At 37.3% G+C, this 19,325-nt stretch carries 13 protein-coding genes, 1 pseudogene and 1 other annotated feature; of the genes and pseudogenes, 4 read left to right on the top strand and 10 right to left on the bottom strand.

All coding sequences use genetic code 11. From position 1 onward, the window contains the following. Nucleotides 1-12: 12 nt before the first annotated feature. Nucleotides 13-2,862 carry a VWA domain-containing protein gene (locus EJF36_RS14730; RefSeq protein WP_125907042.1) on the bottom strand — a complete coding sequence of 950 codons (2,850 nt, stop codon included), beginning with the start codon at nucleotides 2,860-2,862 and terminating at the stop codon, nucleotides 13-15. A 165-nt stretch (nucleotides 2,863-3,027) separates the two neighbouring features. Between EJF36_RS14730 and EJF36_RS14735 the strand changes: the two genes are divergently transcribed. The 3 genes and pseudogenes from EJF36_RS14735 to EJF36_RS22220 all read left to right on the top strand — a co-directional run bounded on the left by EJF36_RS14735 (nucleotide 3,028) and on the right by EJF36_RS22220 (nucleotide 5,721). Next, nucleotides 3,028-3,600, top strand: a complete 573-nt coding sequence (locus EJF36_RS14735; protein WP_125907043.1) for a hypothetical protein — start codon at nucleotides 3,028-3,030, stop codon at nucleotides 3,598-3,600. Between the two features lie 843 nt (nucleotides 3,601-4,443). Continuing rightward, a pseudogene (locus EJF36_RS22215) lies at nucleotides 4,444-4,653 on the top strand (HAMP domain-containing protein); the annotation flags it as partial. Between the two features lie 126 nt (nucleotides 4,654-4,779). Beyond that, on the top strand, nucleotides 4,780-5,721 hold the full coding sequence (locus EJF36_RS22220) for a methyl-accepting chemotaxis protein (protein ID WP_395940638.1): 942 nt from the start codon (nucleotides 4,780-4,782) through the stop codon (nucleotides 5,719-5,721). A gap of 129 nt (nucleotides 5,722-5,850) precedes the next feature. On the opposite strand, the gene EJF36_RS14745 is transcribed toward EJF36_RS22220, so the two are convergent. The 3 genes from EJF36_RS14745 to EJF36_RS14755 form a co-directional block, all read right to left on the bottom strand. Then, nucleotides 5,851-7,578 carry a sensor domain-containing diguanylate cyclase gene (locus EJF36_RS14745; protein WP_125907045.1) on the bottom strand — a complete coding sequence of 576 codons (1,728 nt, stop codon included), beginning with the start codon at nucleotides 7,576-7,578 and terminating at the stop codon, nucleotides 5,851-5,853. Between the two features lie 61 nt (nucleotides 7,579-7,639). Continuing rightward, a complete protein-coding gene (locus EJF36_RS14750) occupies nucleotides 7,640-8,947 on the bottom strand; it encodes a bifunctional folylpolyglutamate synthase/dihydrofolate synthase (RefSeq protein ID WP_260471910.1) in 1,308 nt (435 codons plus the stop codon). A gap of 165 nt (nucleotides 8,948-9,112) precedes the next feature. Then, the gene (locus EJF36_RS14755; protein WP_125907046.1) at nucleotides 9,113-11,746 is read right to left on the bottom strand and encodes a valine--tRNA ligase; all 2,634 of its coding nucleotides are present in this window, start codon (nucleotides 11,744-11,746) and stop codon (nucleotides 9,113-9,115) included. A gap of 181 nt (nucleotides 11,747-11,927) precedes the next feature. Then, nucleotides 11,928-12,163 (bottom strand) — a binding site (T-box leader). 210 nt (nucleotides 12,164-12,373) lie between these two features. Between EJF36_RS14755 and EJF36_RS14760 the strand changes: the two genes are divergently transcribed. Next, on the top strand, nucleotides 12,374-12,565 hold the full coding sequence (locus tag EJF36_RS14760; RefSeq protein WP_125907047.1) for a hypothetical protein: 192 nt from the start codon (nucleotides 12,374-12,376) through the stop codon (nucleotides 12,563-12,565). Between the two features lie 81 nt (nucleotides 12,566-12,646). Here EJF36_RS14760 and ysxE read toward each other — a convergent pair whose 3' ends face one another. From ysxE to hemC, 6 genes are all read right to left on the bottom strand, one after another. Then, nucleotides 12,647-13,660, bottom strand: a complete 1,014-nt coding sequence (gene ysxE / locus EJF36_RS14765; protein WP_125907048.1) for a spore coat protein YsxE — start codon at nucleotides 13,658-13,660, stop codon at nucleotides 12,647-12,649. 135 nt (nucleotides 13,661-13,795) lie between these two features. Further along, the gene (gene spoVID, locus EJF36_RS14770) at nucleotides 13,796-15,004 is read right to left on the bottom strand and encodes a stage VI sporulation protein D (RefSeq protein WP_125907049.1); all 1,209 of its coding nucleotides are present in this window, start codon (nucleotides 15,002-15,004) and stop codon (nucleotides 13,796-13,798) included. A 313-nt stretch (nucleotides 15,005-15,317) separates the two neighbouring features. Continuing rightward, nucleotides 15,318-16,607 (bottom strand): glutamate-1-semialdehyde 2,1-aminomutase, encoded by a 1,290-nt coding sequence (gene hemL / locus EJF36_RS14775; protein WP_125907050.1) that lies wholly within the window; start codon nucleotides 16,605-16,607, stop codon nucleotides 15,318-15,320. A gap of 19 nt (nucleotides 16,608-16,626) precedes the next feature. Further along, nucleotides 16,627-17,598 carry a porphobilinogen synthase gene (gene hemB, locus EJF36_RS14780; RefSeq protein WP_125907051.1) on the bottom strand — a complete coding sequence of 324 codons (972 nt, stop codon included), beginning with the start codon at nucleotides 17,596-17,598 and terminating at the stop codon, nucleotides 16,627-16,629. Nucleotides 17,599-17,614: 16 nt separating this feature from the next. After that, the gene (locus tag EJF36_RS14785; protein WP_125907052.1) at nucleotides 17,615-18,382 is read right to left on the bottom strand and encodes a uroporphyrinogen-III synthase; all 768 of its coding nucleotides are present in this window, start codon (nucleotides 18,380-18,382) and stop codon (nucleotides 17,615-17,617) included. Continuing rightward, on the bottom strand, nucleotides 18,379-19,314 hold the full coding sequence (hemC, locus tag EJF36_RS14790) for a hydroxymethylbilane synthase (protein WP_125907053.1): 936 nt from the start codon (nucleotides 19,312-19,314) through the stop codon (nucleotides 18,379-18,381). Before hemC ends, EJF36_RS14785 begins: the two co-directional genes overlap by 4 nt. Nucleotides 19,315-19,325: the final 11 nt, after the last annotated feature.

Here is a 19,325-nt window from a genome sequence, read left to right on the forward strand (position 1 = left end):
TAGCCTTTTGTTTTACCAATTATAATCGTCACCCGTGTTACCGCCATTGTTACCCGATCCACCAGAATTACCATTTATCACTTTAATAACGGTTTTCGCCTCTAATGTGACGCCTGCTTCCGTGGCGGAAACGATTAAAACTGCATAACCAGGTTCTTCTCCATAAGCAGTCCACTGTCCATCCACATTTTCTAATCTTACATAATCATCAACCTGAGCAACAATCACTTTGTTCGTAGCGTTGCTTGGTGTAAAGATTATTTCATCATTAATAAATAAGTCTGCACCAACACGTAAGTTATACGAATCATTTCTAAATGCTATCCGTTCTAAAGGAACATACGGGTCTATTACCTCTAAATTAATGGTTTTTGTTACGTTACTACCGTCAAGAGCAGACACTGTTAACCGAACTCGCCCTTCACGCACTGCTTCAAATGTAGAACTTGATGAATCACCGATTTGATACAAAATGTCGGAATCGCTTGATGACCAAGTTATAGATTTGTCATAAGCATCGCTAGGGAGGACTTCAGCCTCGAACTCATAGATATTACCAACTTCTAACTCCAAAGTTGTTATAGAAATTGATGTTACAGGCTTTTTATATGTGATTTGTTTCTTAATAATTTGGTTTTCTTTTGCAAATCCACCAGAAGCTTGCACCTCAATTTTTGATATACCTTGGTCTGTAACCCAAATCTCATCATTCGCTTGCATGGAAACCCAATCAGATTGTGCATTGTTTGTTTTTAACCTGTACTTATATGTCACATTGTCGCCTGGTACTAGTTTAGAGAGTTTAAATCTAAACTCTTTAGTAGTTTCAGCATTATTGTTTAGACGCGTCCCTGTTGAATCAAACATTGCAATATCAGGAACTAAATACAATGTGGCTTCTTTATCATTACTATAAGTCACTTTTATTCTTTGACGATTCGAATCAATAAATTGCATCGACTTAACAGGATAAGTCATTAACTCAGTAGCGTTTGTTAATTGAATCTTACTGATGATTCTGTCTACCTTTAGCTTCGAAATAAAACCCGATTCAATTCCTTCGTAAATAATTGCTACATCTTGAAGTACTACCTTTGATGTGATATATCCTGTCTCTGGCGCATTAATTATAACTGTTTTTTGTCCAAAATTACTGTCAACATATTCTAGTTTTGCTGGAACTAACTCTTTTCGGGTCATAGCCCAATCTGCTTGAAAAAATAATTGTTTTGTCAAACTATTAAGTGAAAATTGTTCATTACTATATGTTATATCATTAAATAATATTTCAACTTTCTTTCCTTCTTCGTCAGTATAAACACGAATATTATCGTCATTCTCATGTAATACAGATAAGCCGTCAGGTATGATTTGTGTCAGCTTTATTTGAGAGATGGTTCCTGTATCTCCTTCGGCAAGATAACCTTCTACCGGTTGTAAATTATAATTAACATAGAAACGATTTGAATCTCCATTTGTATTCCCGTATTTTACTAAAGACTGAACCTTTTCATTGTCTTGATATTGAGCTTGTCCAGAAAAAGTTGGAGCAACTTTTGGTTTAACATATACTGTTACTGGCTCGTGAGGTAACGGATTAACTTCGCGTAGATTGATATCATTGTAAATTAACTGTATATCATCAAAAACATACATTCCTTGTCCCTCAAAAACTAGTGGTAGTGTGAATGATTCGGCGGAAGGAGCATTCTGTTGAAATAAGTACTGGAATGAACCCGCACTAATGGTAGCATAATCTCCCTCCATGGAAGCATTCGCTCCCTCCTGAAGAGTAACACCTGTCGGTAATTTTATTTTCACCTTAGTAGCTGTGATAGCAGCTTGGTCAATAGTCGTTACTATATCACGAAATACTTCGTTAAGATTTGCAGCTGTTCCACGAATCGCACTTTTATTAGGGTCTGTTTTCTTTACAATGCTATTCAAAATGCTCATATCTAAATCCTCATCTGTTCCGAAACCAATTACATCAAGTGATATTCCTTCATTAGCAATTCTTGAAGCTTCATTTTTAGCGAAATCCACTAGAGAGCTTTTGCTTATTTCTCCCTTATTAAGTTCAAGATAATCTCCATTATTATCAATTGTTACCGTAGGTTCTCCATCTGTTAAAAATATTATGTGCTTTGAGTTGTTTGAATTAGTTAATAATTCCCTAGCTTTTTCCAGTGATTGTGTGTAATTTGTATTTCCATACGGTTCAAGTCCAAATAATTGAGTCATATCCCCCTCATCCAGAGTAAAATGATCTCTAATATTTGCATCAAAAGGCAATAGTGTTAAGTTATCACCTTGGATTTTCCCTAATGTGTTAACAGCTTCAATAACAGCTTGTTTAGCGTTATCAAGCTTTGTTATCGTAGCGAATTGTTCGAATTGTTTTAATATATTTTCATTTTCTATTTGGTAGTCTTTTACAAATCGTTGGAATTCTTCATTTATACTTGAATTTTCATTAAGATATCGTTGCACATCTTTTCCAGAATATTCGTACCAACATACAAACCAAAAACAAACCCTTTTAGTTTTCGGCACTTCACTTAGCATACTATTGTCAGTAATATCATCCATTGATCCCGACTTATCAAACACAAACACAACATCTACTGGATTTCGCTTTTGATCATTTAAAGACCCCTGTGGGTTGATAGAAATATCTAATTTTCCTTGCGCTTTGCCGTTATCTTCAAGTAAGAATTCATTTGGACTAGCCGAAACACTATATGTTAATGACGGATCATTTAAATTTGTATCAGAGTTAGCTTGTACATTTGGAACATAACTCCCACTAGTTGATAGTATGACTACTAAACATAAAATCCCTATCAAAACCCGCCTCATAACTCTTCCTCCTTTTGGTTTAATCCTAAAAGACTATGTATATTTAAGTAATTATGTCGATATTTAAAGAAATGAAGTATAATATAGTACTAGTATACCATATTAATTGAATAATCTAATAGGACTATATGTTAAATTTTCTCATTATTTAAAGGGTGTGAATCCATGAAACAGTCTATAAAATATGTTATTCTATTAAGCATTATGGGCATTATTATATTTGGTATATTTGCCTATGTATTAAGCCAAAAAAATCCGATTCAAGATAATACGAGCCTTGCAGTTGTTGATATTACTGAGTTTAAAGAAACACATCCCGCAACGTTAGATGAGGTATTAACTCTATTACCATACCATATTAAGACACCTAGTAACTTTAAACAGTCTAATTTTGAAGTGATTTCCGTGCTATCGGACAAAAATTCAGAACATGCTGCTTTATCGTTTGAAGTTAATGGAGACGTATTAGGGATAGATTCAAAACTTTATATTACGTATTCAAACTTTTCACAAGGCTATAATGTCTCAGGTCCTAATTTTGAGCAAATAAGCATAACTAATAACATTAATGGCTCGTTAATTAAAGGTTTTTTAAAAGATGATCCTAAAAAACCGGCTTGGATTCTTATCTTCAGTGACAACAAACTAGAATACTACATCACCTACAGAAATCCATCTCTCACAGAAAAGGTGATCAAAGAAGAAATTATCACAATAGCAAAAAGTATTTTAAACTAAGAAGCTGCCATCTCGGTGGCTTTTTTTCGACATTTTACAACATTTTGTTAACGTTTTCTTAATACTATATTTACATTTAAAACCTATTGAAATACAATAAACATATAGAAACTTGACAACCTGTAATTACACTCCAAAGGTGCTAAATTTTGGTATTTCGAAAGACTTGCTTTTATATAGCAAATAGGCGTGCAATCGCTTGCGCTTTCAATACCTGTTGCTTGTTTTGAGTCATAATGCAATACAAAATTCATACATACGAGGTGTACGACTATGAATCTATTTAATAGGTTATCGATTGGGCGAAAATATGCTACTGTCTTCGCTTTTACGATGATTATCTTCATCGCTGTGTTTGTATTTATGACAAATACTATTTTTCAGCTAATGGAAGAACAAGAAAAGATCGACAATAAAAGTGATGCTGCTATTATGATTTCGGAAATGGGATCTTTATTCCGCCAAAAGTTCGTTTTGGCCATTGATTATATGGCAGAACCAAAGCCTGAAACAATTGAAGCTTTCGAAGAAATGGACAAACAATTTGTAAGTCATGCTGAGAAGCTTGAACAGCACTTAACGACAGATCGTGCAAAGGATCTATATAAAGTTGTTACAATAGTGAACGCTGACTTAAATAAAAAATTTGAGGACCCTGTTCGTTCAACAGTTGCGAGTAAACGCGCTAAGGGTGACAGTTTAAGTATTTATGAAGTTATTTCTTTACAAAATAAAATCAATGCTCTTCGTGACGTAAACGTGGTTCGTTTAAATGAACTGCGTGACATCGTAATAAGCGAACGAGAAGCCCTTGTTAAAGGGATGGAGCAATCAACAGAAGACATGATCAGAAATGCATTCATTATTCTCGCTGCTGCGTTCTTATTATCAATCTTAACTCAATGGGTTGTAAGTAAAGGGATCAGCAAACGCTTCAAAAAAGTTGTTGCTCACTGCAATGAACTAGCAAGCGGAAATTTGACAGTCACTCATTTGCAAGACAAGTCACATGATGAAATTGGACAAGTTTCGACGGCTATGAATAGTTTACAAGACGAGCTTCAAACATCCATTCAGCGAATTATGACACTAGCTGACAATGTAAATGATATGTCACAAACATTAAATCAAAATGCGGAAGTTACGTCACAGGTTAACACAGAAATTACAGAAGCAATCATGCACGTTGCGTCTGGGGCTGAACAACAAACACAGCTGGCTGAAGCAACTAACATGTCTGTAAATGATATATCATCTCAGCTTGAGAGTGTTTCTGGTAGCATGAAGGATGCTATGCATATCACAATGAATACAACGACTCAAGTTGAAGAAGGACACTCTCATGTTCGTGATGTAATTAATCACATGAAAAATATTAATGTGAAGGTTCAAAATTTAGGAGAAGTTATTCAAACGTTGGACAGTCAGTCTAAAGAAATTCAACAAATTGTTACTCTTATTACTGATATTTCTGAGCAAACAAATTTACTAGCGCTTAACGCTGCTATTGAGGCTGCTCGTGCCGGAGAGCATGGCAAAGGCTTTGGTGTTGTAGCGGCTGAGGTTCGTAAGCTTGCTGAACAAACAGCAGGTGCAGCTGGTAATATTGCTACAATCCTTAAATCAACACAAAAAGAAACAGCAACAGCGGTAACTGTCATGAAAGATAACTCAGTGGCAGTTGCAAAAGGATCTGAATTAGTAAATAATGTAGGAACTATTTTTGATCAAATTGCAGGATCTATGCATCAAGTTAAAGAGCAAGCCGACGTAGTACAGCATTCTGTTGAAACAACAAAAGATAAGATGCAATCGATGCTTTTAGCTGCCCGTGACATTCAAGACGTATCCAAACAATCCGCTAGTAGTTTGGAACAAGTTTCGGCAACTACTGAAGAACAAAACGCTACTATCCAAGAGCTCTCTGCTTCTGCAAATGAATTGTCTCACACTGCGAATCTATTAAGAGAATCTTTCGCTAAATTTACGATCATACATGAAAGTACGGAAGAAGTAGTACTTGAAGACGATGTAATTGCTGAAGAACAAATAGGTAAAGACAGTGATATTGAAATACCTGAAGATCAAACTAATGAGATACAGGATAACGAAATGAAATAAATAAGAAAAGAAAAGGATGACTACGTCGAGGTTTTCGACATAGACATCCTTTTTTTCGTTAATTTATTTTAAGAAGGCTATTTTCATCCATCAAAAATGGATGCATGAGAACCGTCCCCATGCATCCAATTACTTTAAGTATTCTGCTACGCGGTTACGTCCAGCTTGTTTAGCACCTACATACATCGCTCTATCTGCATGGCGTACAAGTGATTGTGCATCGTCAGCATCCTCTGGTGCTGTTGCGATTCCAATACTAACCGTTACAGACACACTTTGTGTGTCGGTCTTATCGCTTAAATCATTTTGAAGTGGAAAAGGTGTATTAGCAATAGCTAGTCGAATACACTCAGCATACTGATAGCATTGTTTCCAATCTACATCAGGGAGTAAGATTACAAATTCCTCTCCACCATATCTTGCAACAATACCTCTGTCCCCAATCTCTTGCTTTAAACATTTTGCAATTTCACATAAAACTACATTCCCACTTTGATGGCCATATGTATCATTGACCCTCTTAAAGTGATCTATGTCAAGTAAAATGAGCGAGAGATTATTTATTTCTTTAGAATACTGTAGTCTATTAAACTGCTTTTCTAGTACTGTTTCAAAATAATAATAGTTGTATAAGTTTGTTAGCGCACAATGCTCACTTCTTTTTTTAGTTTCTTCATAGTGTCTTGCATTTTCAGCAGCAACCGCTAGGTAAGATGATAAAATATCCATTATCATAAGCTGGTATTTTTCAAAAGCTCTTTTTTTGCGCGAGGTAACTACAAGCACGCCAGCGACATAGCTATGACGCATAATAGGAACTGCTAGTACACTTTGACACGTTTTAGGTATATATTGCGATGTAACTATATCCCAATGCTCTTGCGAATCATACAACACAACAGCCTTTGTTTGGAATGCCTTGTAGACAATGCCTTCTCCTGAAGGGATTTCCTCAAAATCTATCTTATGATCTCTCTTTTTACCATTTTTCACATATTGAATTAATATTAAATTATCATTCTCATCAACATCAAAAATAAAAGAATGTTCAATCGGTAGCATATCAAAAATTTTCTCAGTGAATAAATCAATAACTTTCTCAACATCAAGTCGCTCAGCTAATTGATGGCCTATTTCACTAGCTTTTTGCAAATAGTAATTCACTTGTTGGCTTTTATAAAACATTTGTAATACAGCTGATAGTATAATTAAAATACCACCAATATATATTAAAGCTTCTCTACCAACTTCATAATATAATATAAATAATATGAGCCCTAAAGGAAAAACGACAAGTTCGGATACAACATCCCATAGCGTTTCCCTTGTAAAATATTTCATTTTTTCATTCATTAGTAGCCTTTTTGTGATTAACACGATTGTTGTATTGCTCACATATTTAGCGACAACATACGCGACGACAGGAATAAAAAAGCCCGTAAAAGTAAGGGGTTGACTAATGCTGTGCGTGCCACCAAGACTGTAATATGCTAATCCGCTTACTAATGACCCTATTAGAAAGATGAGAAGGTTTAGCGGTAAACGATAGCTTTCGGACTTAGAAACTCGTAAGCGAAGCATTAATAACACAACCGTAACCTGCATCGCAATAATTTCTGCCAATAGACCATATGTAAGAAAAATAACTAAAGACACGCCATGAGCAAACAGAATAGGGGTTCCATTTATAACAATTGGAAAAAGGGAAACAACAACCATGATAATGGTAAACAGTACATAATCAAGCGTTGCTAACTGCTGAAGATTATTGTCTTGTATGTATACATAATATAAAACAACAGGCGCAAGTAAAAGATACAGAACATATAAGTAGATTTGAAATCTTCTTGTTACCATTGCTTCCCCTCCATTTGTTCATTGTTCTGTAAGCATATAATTAATATATTATCAGATAATGTCACAGACTTTCTAGAACATATTTTCTAACATCTGATAGAAAATAAAGCGAACCGGTTATAATTAACGCGTCCTCCTCCGATAATTGTCGGATGTTTTCATCAATAGCATGGCGCCAATCATCAAAGATTTGCTTATTATCATGATGAATAAGTTCAGCTAATTCCTCGGCTTGACATGCTCTAGGAAAATTAAATGTTGTGCAAGAGACAGAGCTAGCTTTTGATGAAATCGAGTTTAACATATTTTCTAACTTTTTATCATTTAAGACTGCGATAATAAAATGCCATCTTTTATGCGGAATATGTGCCTCAAGTGTAGCAAGTAAACTGGCTACTCCCTCAGGGTTGTGAGCGCCATCAATTATAATAGGAGGTGAGGATTGCAATATTTCATACCGCCCCTGCCAATTTGCCTTATGTAATCCATTCCGTAAAGATACATCATCGATAGTTAGTGCACCTTGATTATGTAATTGCTCGACAGCCATAACAGCAATGGAGGCATTGCGAACTTGGTGGAATCCATTCATAGATATATCAAGCTGTTTATATTTTTTAAGTGGAGTTGTTAATGTAAATAGTTCCCCGCTCGCTTTTACTTCATGATCGTTAATAATCGCTTCCGTGTTTAAAACTAAAATGTCGGCTTGTGAAGGAATTGCTTGCTTTTTAATGACAGTCAGAGCTTCTTCTTGATCTACTCCAACTACAACAGGGGTACCTTTTTTTATTATTCCAGCTTTTTCAAATGCAATTTGCTCAAGTGAATCACCTAGGATTGCCATATGATCAAAGCCAATAGAAGTAATAACAGACACTAGTGGTTCAACTATATTAGTTGAATCTAAACGCCCTCCCAGTCCAACCTCAAAAATTACGAAATCAACTTTCCTAAGCTCGCCAAAGTAGTAAAATGCCATTGCAGTTATAACTTCGAACTCTGTTGGTGCTCCTAATTCGGTTGTTTCGAGCTGTTCAGCTAAAGGTTTTATTATTTGTACTAATTCAGTTATCTCATTGTCTGTAATCGGTTCACCATTCACGCTAATTCGCTCATTAAAGGAGATTAAGTATGGGGAGGTAAATGTTCCAACTTGATAAGAATGCTGTTCAAGAATATTTCTAACAAAACAAACAGTTGAGCCTTTCCCATTTGTTCCACCAACATGTATTGCTTTCATTTTTTTATGAGGATGACCTAGTCTCTCCATCATCCATTTCATACGTTGTAAGCCAGGCTTAATACCTAACCGTAAACGATTATGTATCCATGACACAGCCTCATTATAAGTCATTTTGTTAGTCATGAGCTGTACGCCTCCATCACTGTTTTAATGATTCTAGTAGTGCTACATTAAAAATGCATGCAAGTAATAACTATTAATGCATATCCGCCCATGTTTTCATTTAGACATGATACAGCGACAAGACGAACCTTATTAATAGATTCGTCTTGTCATGCTTTTAAAGTATTATTTTTTCCAATCTGCTAAACGTTGAAGAACTGTCTCACGTTTTTCAATATAATCGTTTTGCTTACGCTTTTCTTCTTCAATAACGTGTTGAGGTGCCTTCTTCACAAAGCCCTCATTGCTTAATTTTTTATCAACACGTTCAACTTCTTTGTTTAGTTTATCAAGTTCTTTCTCTAATCGTTTAATTTCTTCTTCTACATCCAATAAGCCCGCTAAAGGTAAGATCAATTCAGCTCCTGTGACAACAGCCGTCATCACCTTGTCTGGTGCTTCAATATTAACGGCAATTTGTAAATCGCTTGGATTACAGAATCGCTCTATATAATGCTTGTTTGTTGTAAGCTGGTTAAGAACAGTGTCGTCTTTCGCACGAATCATTAATGGTACTTGCTTACTCATTGGCGTATTAACCTCTGCACGAATATTACGCACAGAACGAATAATATCAACAAGTAGTTTCATATCTGCAGCAGCCTGTTTATTCGTAAGATCATCATTAACCTTTGGCCAGCTTGCAAGAGTTATTGACTCCCCTTCATGCGGAAGGTGCTGCCATATTTCCTCGGTAATAAACGGCATAAATGGATGCAATAGCTTCATTGTGCTTTCAAGTACATACGCAAGTACTGATCGAGTTGTATGCTTCGCTTGCTCATCATCACCGTAAAGAGGAAGCTTTGCCATTTCAATGTACCAGTCACATAAATCATCCCAAATGAAGTTATATAGTACGCGACCTACTTCGCCAAACTCATACTTATCTGCCAGCTTTGTTACGGCATCAATTGTTTCATTTAGACGAGTGAGAATCCATTCATCTGCTACTGATTTTTCCCCTGTTAAATCAATATCTTCGTACTTAAATTCACCCATGTTCATTAAAACAAAGCGTGAAGCGTTCCAAATTTTATTTGCAAAGTTCCATGTTGATTCTACCTTTTCCGTAGAGTAACGTAAATCTTGCCCTGGCGAAGATCCTGTGGATAAGAAATAACGGAGTGAATCGGCTCCATATTGATCAATCACTTCCATTGGATCGACACCATTGCCAAGTGATTTACTCATTTTGCGTCCTTCTGCATCACGAACAAGTCCGTGAATGAGAACATCCTTGAATGGACGCTCACCAGTAAATTCTAACGCTTGGAAAATCATACGTGAAACCCAAAACCCAATAATATCATAGCCCGTTACGAGAACATCAGTTGAGTAAAAGTGTTTAAAATCAGCTGACTCTGTATCAGGCCAGCCCATCGTTGAAAATGGCCATAATGCTGAGCTAAACCAAGTATCTAGTACATCCTCTTCCTGTCTCCAGTTCTCTAAATCAGTTGGTGGTTCATGATCTACATGTATTTCTCCCGTTTCTTTATGATACCACGCAGGGATACGGTGGCCCCACCATAATTGACGTGAAATACACCAGTCTCGCGTGTTCTCCATCCAATGTAAATATGTTCTCTCAAAACGATCCGGTACAAAGTTTACCGCATCATCACCTTGTTGTAATTTAACGGCCTCATCAGCTAGAGGTTGCATTTTTACAAACCACTGTGTAGATAAGTATGGTTCGACTACAGCCCCACTACGTTCACTATGCCCAACAGAATGAACATGCTCTTCAATATTAAATAAAACACCTTGTTCTTGTAAGTCTTTTACTATTTGTTTGCGACACGCAAAGCGATCAAGTCCTTCATACTTTCCAGCTTTGTCGTTCATTGTGCCGTCTTCATTCATAACAAGTACACGTTCTAAATTATGTCGATTTCCGATTTCAAAGTCATTTGGGTCGTGTGCTGGTGTAATTTTGACAGCACCGGAGCCAAACTCCATATCAACATAATCATCCGCCACTATTTCAATTTCACGACCAACGATTGGCAATTTAACTTTTTTACCTATTAAATGCTTGTAACGTTCATCGTTTGGATGAACAGCAACGGCCGTATCACCTAGCATAGTTTCTGGACGAGTTGTCGCAATTTCAATGTGACCCGACCCATCAGCTAATGGATACTTCATATGATAAAAAGCACCTGTAACCTCTTTATAAATAACTTCTATATCCGATAATGCCGTTTTTGTTGATGGATCCCAGTTAATTATATATTCGCCGCGATAAATGAGACCTTTCTTATACAAGCTAACGAACACTTCACGAACTGCTTTTGATAAACCTTCATCGAGAGTAAAACGCTCTCGTGAGTAATCTAAGCCTAAGCCTAACTTTTCCCATTGCGCTCTAATATGTGAAGCATACTCTTCCTTCCATTTCCATGTTTCTTCAACGAACGCTTCACGTCCTAAGTCGTAACGTGACTTTCCTTCAGAACGAAGCTTTTCTTCTACTTTTGCTTGCGTAGCAATTCCCGCATGGTCCATACCCGGTAACCATAAAACATCATAGCCTTGCATACGCTTCATTCTCGTTAAAATATCTTGAAGAGTTGTATCCCATGCATGCCCGAGATGTAGTTTACCTGTTACATTTGGTGGAGGAATTACAATCGTATAAGGTTGTTTATCAGCCTCTCCTTTTGCTTTAAAAAACTCTTTATCAATCCACCATTTATATCGTCCTTGCTCAACTTCACTAGGGTTATACTTTGTCGGTAATGTTTTGTCCATTTTTCCTAACCTCCTATAAAATTAAAAAACGTAAAGAGCTGCTAAAGCTCCAGCATCCATTTTTACTTTGTTTTTGAGAAGACTCAGTAGACTACGAAAAAATTCGTGTCTTGAAGCAGGTGTATTACTAAAGGCTTTTTATATAGTAATTAAAAACATAAAAAAACCCCTATCATCCTTAAAAAAGGACGATAGGAGCATATTTGCAACCTTCCGCGGTACCACCTTTGTTCCTAGAAATCTAGGCTCTCATAAAGATAACGGCTTTTCACCGGCTTCTTCTACTATTGCTGAAAGCAAGTTCAAAGAAACAACTCAAGGGCGACCTTCCCATTGCACTACTTAGGAAACCTTTCAGCTAATGGTCTCCCTCTCTATAAGCGTAACAATCGTACTCTTCCCAATCAAAGTTTTTTATAAATTAAATTATAGTTGCTTCATAAAGCTATTGTTGTTGCTTCATACGAAGTTTATAGATTATATACTATCGAATATTGACCTGTTACGTCAATATTATTGACAAACTTTTTTATTTTTAAAAGTTAAAATCAAATAAGGAATTGTGACAATTGTATTAACTACATCATAAGCTAAAGTAATTAATAATTATGGAGAGGAGACAGCTTGATGAAACGACGCTTTAGCTTGTATGGATGGCCTCCGTGGCGTCTCCATATTCGGCCATTCATCTTCAGCTGCATTATACCTCTAACTGTCTTTCAAGGAATTCGTACGCTTATATTGCCTACATCATTTGATGTGGTGTTACTTGGCTTGTTAATTTTGCTTGCGTGCTCCCTGTATTTAGATTGGATTTAAAAAGAGGAACATGCTATGCGCCAACGCATATTGCATGGCTGAAATATTAATAGTCTTGAATTCGGATGCAAAACACCCAACCTACGATGAAGTAGTTTGGGTGTTTTGTTGTTGTTTTTCTTCTTCAATTTGATCAATACGCGTGCACACATACTCAATATTTTTTTGTTGCCAATATATTTTTTGTAATTTAGTCACAGCATTTAACTCAGAGATATTTTGCTTAGGCTTTGCATACTCAATAAGGTGCCTGTACATATGATTCGGAGTAGCTAAATAGCATTGAAATAATGCTAGCTCTGCTGGTTGTAAAGGTGAATCTTGCTGATATTGATACAACCACGTAATACAATCTTCGCATTGTGTTGGATAGCCTCGTAACGCTTTATAGAAATATGGAACTAAATCATGAATAGGAGCTGCAAAATAACTTCTTTCAAAGTTTAGTAAGCGAGCATTTTTTAAATCATCATAAACAAAGTGCTGTATTGACAAGTTACCATGCGTTAAAACAAGACGTGCTTTTTTATCCTTTGTTACTTCTTCCTGCCATGTCTCCATTTTTTGCAAAGCATAGTCTATCGCACTGATCGTATTATTATAAAAAAAACATGCGTTAAGCTGAAACGGGGACATATAAATATTTCGCTCAAAGCTATCTATAATCTCCTCAAGCTCTTCTTTACGCTTGTTCCATTTCTCCGTATATTGCTCAAATTGCTTTGTTATCTCTTCATCTGTTACTGAAATTTCTTCCATTGTTTTTCGGTGCAAGTCACTTAATACCCTAAACATTGTTAAATGCTTTTCATTACGCTCTTCATTTGCATTGTTAGCATACCATGGCATTAAATAGTACGCTGTGTCCTTTTGCTCCAAGACGTATTCATTATTTGCTGCCCTATGCACTGGTACATAATGATTAAAACCTTTTTCTCTTAAATAAGTAAAAATATTTTCTAATTTACGTGCGTGTTCTAAGCTTGTTTGTTTCAATGCGTACGTACCATTTCTTGAAACTACTTTTTGGGCACGTCCATATGCTTCAACATATTCGGGTGTAATATTATAGCCCCGCAACACTGATGTCAGCATCGCTTCACCCCTTTTAAAATACCAATTGGATTTTTGTACTTTAGCTAAGTAATGACCATTATATTATGGTGCAGAAAAGCCCTTTAACGATAAAGCAGGTGAGGAGGAAACCTCACTCACCCTAGTTAAGTTCAATTACTTTTTTACAAGCGTAGGAATATAAAGCAGTTGTCCTTCCGACACATCTAAATCACTTTCTAAATTATTCACTCGTAATAAAGATTGCATCGACACATCATATCGCTCACAAATATGCTCTAACGATTCCCCTTGCTGAACGATGCAGATTCTCATACGCGTAAACTCATCTTCTTCTTCTCTTGCAAATAATTTAGTTAAATATAACGTATTTTCTTTTTTTGGTGCTGCAGGGGCTGTATCCTGTTCAGCAGCATGAGAAGCTGATTCGCTTTTTTCAAGACGCCCTTTTAATTCAACTAAAGGTGATTTCGTCTCAGTTCTTGCTCCGGTAAGAACCAAATCTTCATTTTCCTCGTTCTCTTCAGTCTCATCTTCTTCGATATCATTGTCAGATGCAACAACAGCATCTTCTGATTCATCGTTTTCAAGGACTGCTTCGTCCTCTTCTTGATCCTCTATTTCTTCTTCACGCTCATATACAACTTCCTCATATGCTTCCTTGCGGGCTTCAACTTCAAAAGGCGTATATGTTAAATCCTCGCTATTTTCTTCTGCCGTATCCACCTTGTCATCAATTGACTGGAAGCGAGTAAGAACAGCATCCTGCTCCTCTAACTCATCTGAACTCTCTTGAATAGATTGCTCGTCTTTTTCGACTTCGTCATTCTCATCAATCACAGTGTTTGAATTACTTGTAAACTGAGGGCTATCATCAGCCGTTACATCTGATACAGCTGATAGCTCTTCTTCGTGTTCCTCTTCACGTGCAGGTGTACTCTGTTGTGTGCCATATATCCCACTAATCGAAATATCAGCGGTTAGTTGCAGGCATCCACTGCTTGGTAATTCGTAATCAAACGAATCCACAGACACATACACATCTTCTAAATTTTGAATTCTGTTTTTAGGGATAGTTATATCGACTGGGAAGCGATGTGCCATTTCTCCATTCCCATCTTCTCGAGTACGAACTTCTTGTACATACCTTCGTCCAGCGATATACTCTTCTTCCTCATCTTGTTCATCTATTTGATACTCACCTGTTAATTGCAATGCGCCCCGAATCGAAATATATTGTTCGTGCTCATGGATAGCAATGTCAGGATCGAGTGAAATAGAAACGAGCTGAGCTACTTCCTGTCCCTTTTGGAACCAAACAGATTCTTCAACAGAAAAACGTAAATACGAATTCTGATCAGTCATATAAGTCCTCCTTTCATTACGTCAATTACAGAAATATAAACAACTATGACACTACAAAAATATGTATCAACACTAGAGATTATGATTGTTTTTTTAAAGAACACATTATATTAGTGGATAAGATTGAGCCCTTTACTGTGATGGTATTAACAGTTTTATCTTGTGACAGCGGAAAATGAGTTACTTTTAAAGAGCTGTAGATTTATATATTCCTCATAAATCCGTATACACTTTTTTTATAACAAAAAAATAAAAAAACACCCCTCTTCGTACAAATGTGTACAAAGAAAAGTGCTTTGTTAGAACAGAGCTGTTATCCTCGTATGACTGCAAATGCTTTTTCAGCAGCATCGATTGTATGCTCAATATCCTCATCGCTGTGAGCCGTCGATAAAAATAATCCTTCAAATTGTGATGGTGGTAAGAACACACCATTGTTTGCCATCTCTTGGTAAAAGCGTGCAAACATTTGTAAATCAGAGGTTTTTGCTTTTTCGTACGAAGTAACTGTCTCATTTGTAAAGAAAAAGCCTACCATAGAACCTGCTCGATTTGTCGAATGTGGAATATCGTATTTTTTAGCAGCCGTTGTTAATCCTTCTAAAAGGCGAGTTGCTTTTTTATTAAACTCGACGTACGTGTCAGGGGTTAGCTGCGACAATGTTGCTAGTCCTGCTGACATCGCCAACGGATTACCGGAAAGAGTGCCTGCTTGATAGATTGGTCCGCTCGGTGCTACTTTTGCCATAATATCAGCGCGACCGCCGTATGCACCAACAGGTAGTCCACCACCAATGACTTTACCTAAACAAGTTAAGTCAGGGGTCACGTCATAATATCCTTGTGCACAGCGATAATCTACACGAAAGCCTGTCATAACCTCATCAAAAATTAATAGAGCTCCGAATTCATTTGTTATATCACGCAACTGCTGTAAGTAACCTGGTAGTGGTGGCACAACGCCCATATTTCCTGCGACTGGTTCCACTATAATAGCTGCAATATCGTCGCCAAACTCGTTAAAAGCGAAGCGAAGGCTTTCCATATCGTTGTATGGCACTGTTATCGTGTTTTGCGCTACACCTTCAGGGACCCCAGGACTGTCTGGTAACCCCAAAGTAGCAACCCCAGAGCCAGCCTTTATAAGTAAACTATCTCCATGTCCGTGATAGCAGCCTTCGAATTTGACAATCTTATTTCTTCCTGTAAATCCACGTGCTAACCGTAACGCACTCATAGTAGCTTCAGTACCCGAACTTACCATGCGTACCATTTCAATTGATGGTACGCGGTCAATTACAAGTTTTGCTAACTCATTTTCTACTTTTGTAGGCGCGCCAAAGCTTGTTCCACGCTCCGTTACTTCTCTTATTGCTTCAACAACTTTGTCATTGACATGTCCTAAAATAAGTGGTCCCCATGAAAGCACGTAATCAATGTACTCATTTCCATCGACATCATATATTTTTGAGCCTTTTCCGCGCTCCATCACAATTGGGTCCATGTTAACCGATTTAAAAGCACGAACAGGACTGTTTACCCCACCAGGCATTAACGTAACAGCTTCTTTAAATACTTGTTTCGACATTTCATAATTGCGCATAGCGTTCGTTCACTCCTTATTAATTGTTATCATGTAACCAGCGTGCGACATCCTTTGCAAAATATGTAAGAATTAAATCTACACCTGCGCGCTTCATACTTGTTAACATTTCTAGCACAACTGCCTTCTCATCAATCCAACCATTTTGTGCTGCCGCTTTAACCATTGAATATTCACCACTAACATTATAAGCAACAATCGGTACATTGAAGTTGTTTTTCACATCACGAATAATATCAAGATACGATAAAGCAGGTTTAACTATTAAGAAGTCCGCACCTTCAGCAATATCAGACTCTGCTTCTCTCATTGCCTCTAAACGATTGGCAGGGTCCATTTGATACGTTTTACGGTCTCCGAACTGCGGTGAGCTGTGCGCTGCATCGCGGAATGGGCCGTAAAAGCTAGATGCATACTTAATACCATATGACATGATCGGAATATTAACAAAACCGGCTTCATCCAATCCCGCACGAATAGCCGCGACAAAACCATCCATCATATTTGACGGAGCAATAACATCAGCACCAGCTTTAGCTTGACTTACTGCTGTTTGTACTAATAACTCTAATGACGCATCATTTACTACATATCCATCCTCAATCACTCCACAGTGACCATGTGACGTATATTGACATAAGCAAGTGTCTGCAATAACTACTAACTCAGGATGATTTTGTTTAATCTGACGAATGGCCTGCTGCACTATACCTGAATCACAGTACGCCTGCGAGCCAACCTCGTCTTTTTCAGCCGGCACCCCGAATACAATGACAGACTTGATTCCTAGCTCAACAATTTCCCGCATTTCCTCTTCTAAACAATCTAAAGTCATTTGATACACACCCGGCATAGATGCGACAGGATTTTTTTTACCTTCGCCTTCTATAGCAAACACAGGATAAATTAAATCTTCAACGTGCAAATGAGTTTCACGTACGAGTGCTCGTAAATTGGTTGTGTTACGTAAACGTCTGTGTCTTGTAAACATTGATTATCTTCCCCTTTTATGAAAAATAGCTTTCTAATTCATCCATGAGCGCATCAATAGTATGCGTTTCCGGACAAATTGTTACATGTAGCCCTTTTTGTTCAGCAGCATGCTTTGTAATGGGCCCAATACAAGCTATCAGGACATTACTCACCTCATTCAGCTGATTCTCAAGAATATCAACAAAATTATTAACGGTTGACGGACTAGTAAAAGTTATAACATCTATATCTTTAGCTTGTATGAGCCTAATTAATTCTGACTTCACTTCCATATTTGCTACATTTTCATATACCACTAAATCAGAACAAGCTATATTTCTTCTATGTAATTCCTCGATGAGCACACCTCTAGCTAAATTCCCACGAACGAACAGTACGCGATCATTTAAATCAACTCGGCTGACAAGCTCTGCTGTGAGGTCTTCTTGAACAAACTTCTTTGGTACGAGTGTGGGCTCGTAACCATATTGTTGTAGTACTTGTTTTGTTTTCTTACCGACAACAGCTATGTTAGGGAGATCTTCATTATAATTCACTTTGTCTAGATATTGAAAAAAATAATGTACTCCGTTAGCGCTTGTGAATATTATCCATGTAAACGTATGTAAGTATTGTATAGTTGAAATGATTGTATGTTCGTTGTGTGTTGCTTCTTGAATGGAGATAAGAGGGATTTCAATTGAAACCCCTCCCCTCGCACGGATTTTTTCAGTGAATGATTGTGCCTGTTCAACTGAACGAGTGACAAGGATTCTTTTGCCACGTAATCCGCTTATTATCATGATTCATCAAGCTCTGTCTTAATTTTATCGATAAGTGCTTTGGCACCTAATGTTTCTAATCGACGTGCCGCTTCAACTCCCACTTCATAAGAATCATGTCCTACAACAGTTTCTTTATAAATGACACTAGCATCTGGTGCACCAACAAGAACAGTCAAAGATATTTCATCTTTTTCTGTTAGTGTTGCATGACCAGCAATAGGCACCTGACAGCCTCCCTCCATTTTGTGAAGGAATACTCTTTCAGCTCGAACTGTCCGTTCCGTTATTTTATCATTTAATAGCTGTAAAGCTTGTAAAAGCTCAGCATCATCGTCCCTACATTCTATTGCTAATGCACCTTGGCCGACTGCTGGTACACAATTGTCTTCGGGTAAATATTCGGTTACTACATCACCGGACCAGCCCATTCTTTTCAGCCCAGCAGCTGCTAAAATGATCGCATCATATTCTTCTGTATCAAGCTTCGCAATACGCGAGTCAATATTACCTCGAATCCACTTAATCGTAACATCAGGACGGAGACCTAAGATTTGCGCGGAACGACGTAAGCTACTCGTTCCAATAACAGCACCAGCTGGTAACTCTGCTAGGGGGGCTTTAGATTTGCTTATTAACACATCACGGAAATCTTCACGTGCTGGCACACAACCAATCGTTAATCCATCTGGAAGGACGGCAGGCATATCTTTCATACTATGAACCGCCATATCAATCTCACCGTCAAACATAGCTTGTTCTATCTCTTTGACAAACAAGCCTTTTCCTCCTACCTTTGATAGAGTCACATCAAGGATTTTGTCACCCTTTGTAACAATCTCTTTTACTTCAAATTCAAATGGTGCACCTAGCTTTTTTAGCTGATCTATTACCCAATTAGTTTGCGTTAATGCCAATTTACTTCTTCTAGACCCAACAATTATTTTCCTCAACACAAAACCCC

Source organism: Bacillus sp. HMF5848, assembly GCF_003944835.1.
Taxonomy (GTDB): domain Bacteria; phylum Bacillota; class Bacilli; order Bacillales; family HMF5848; genus HMF5848.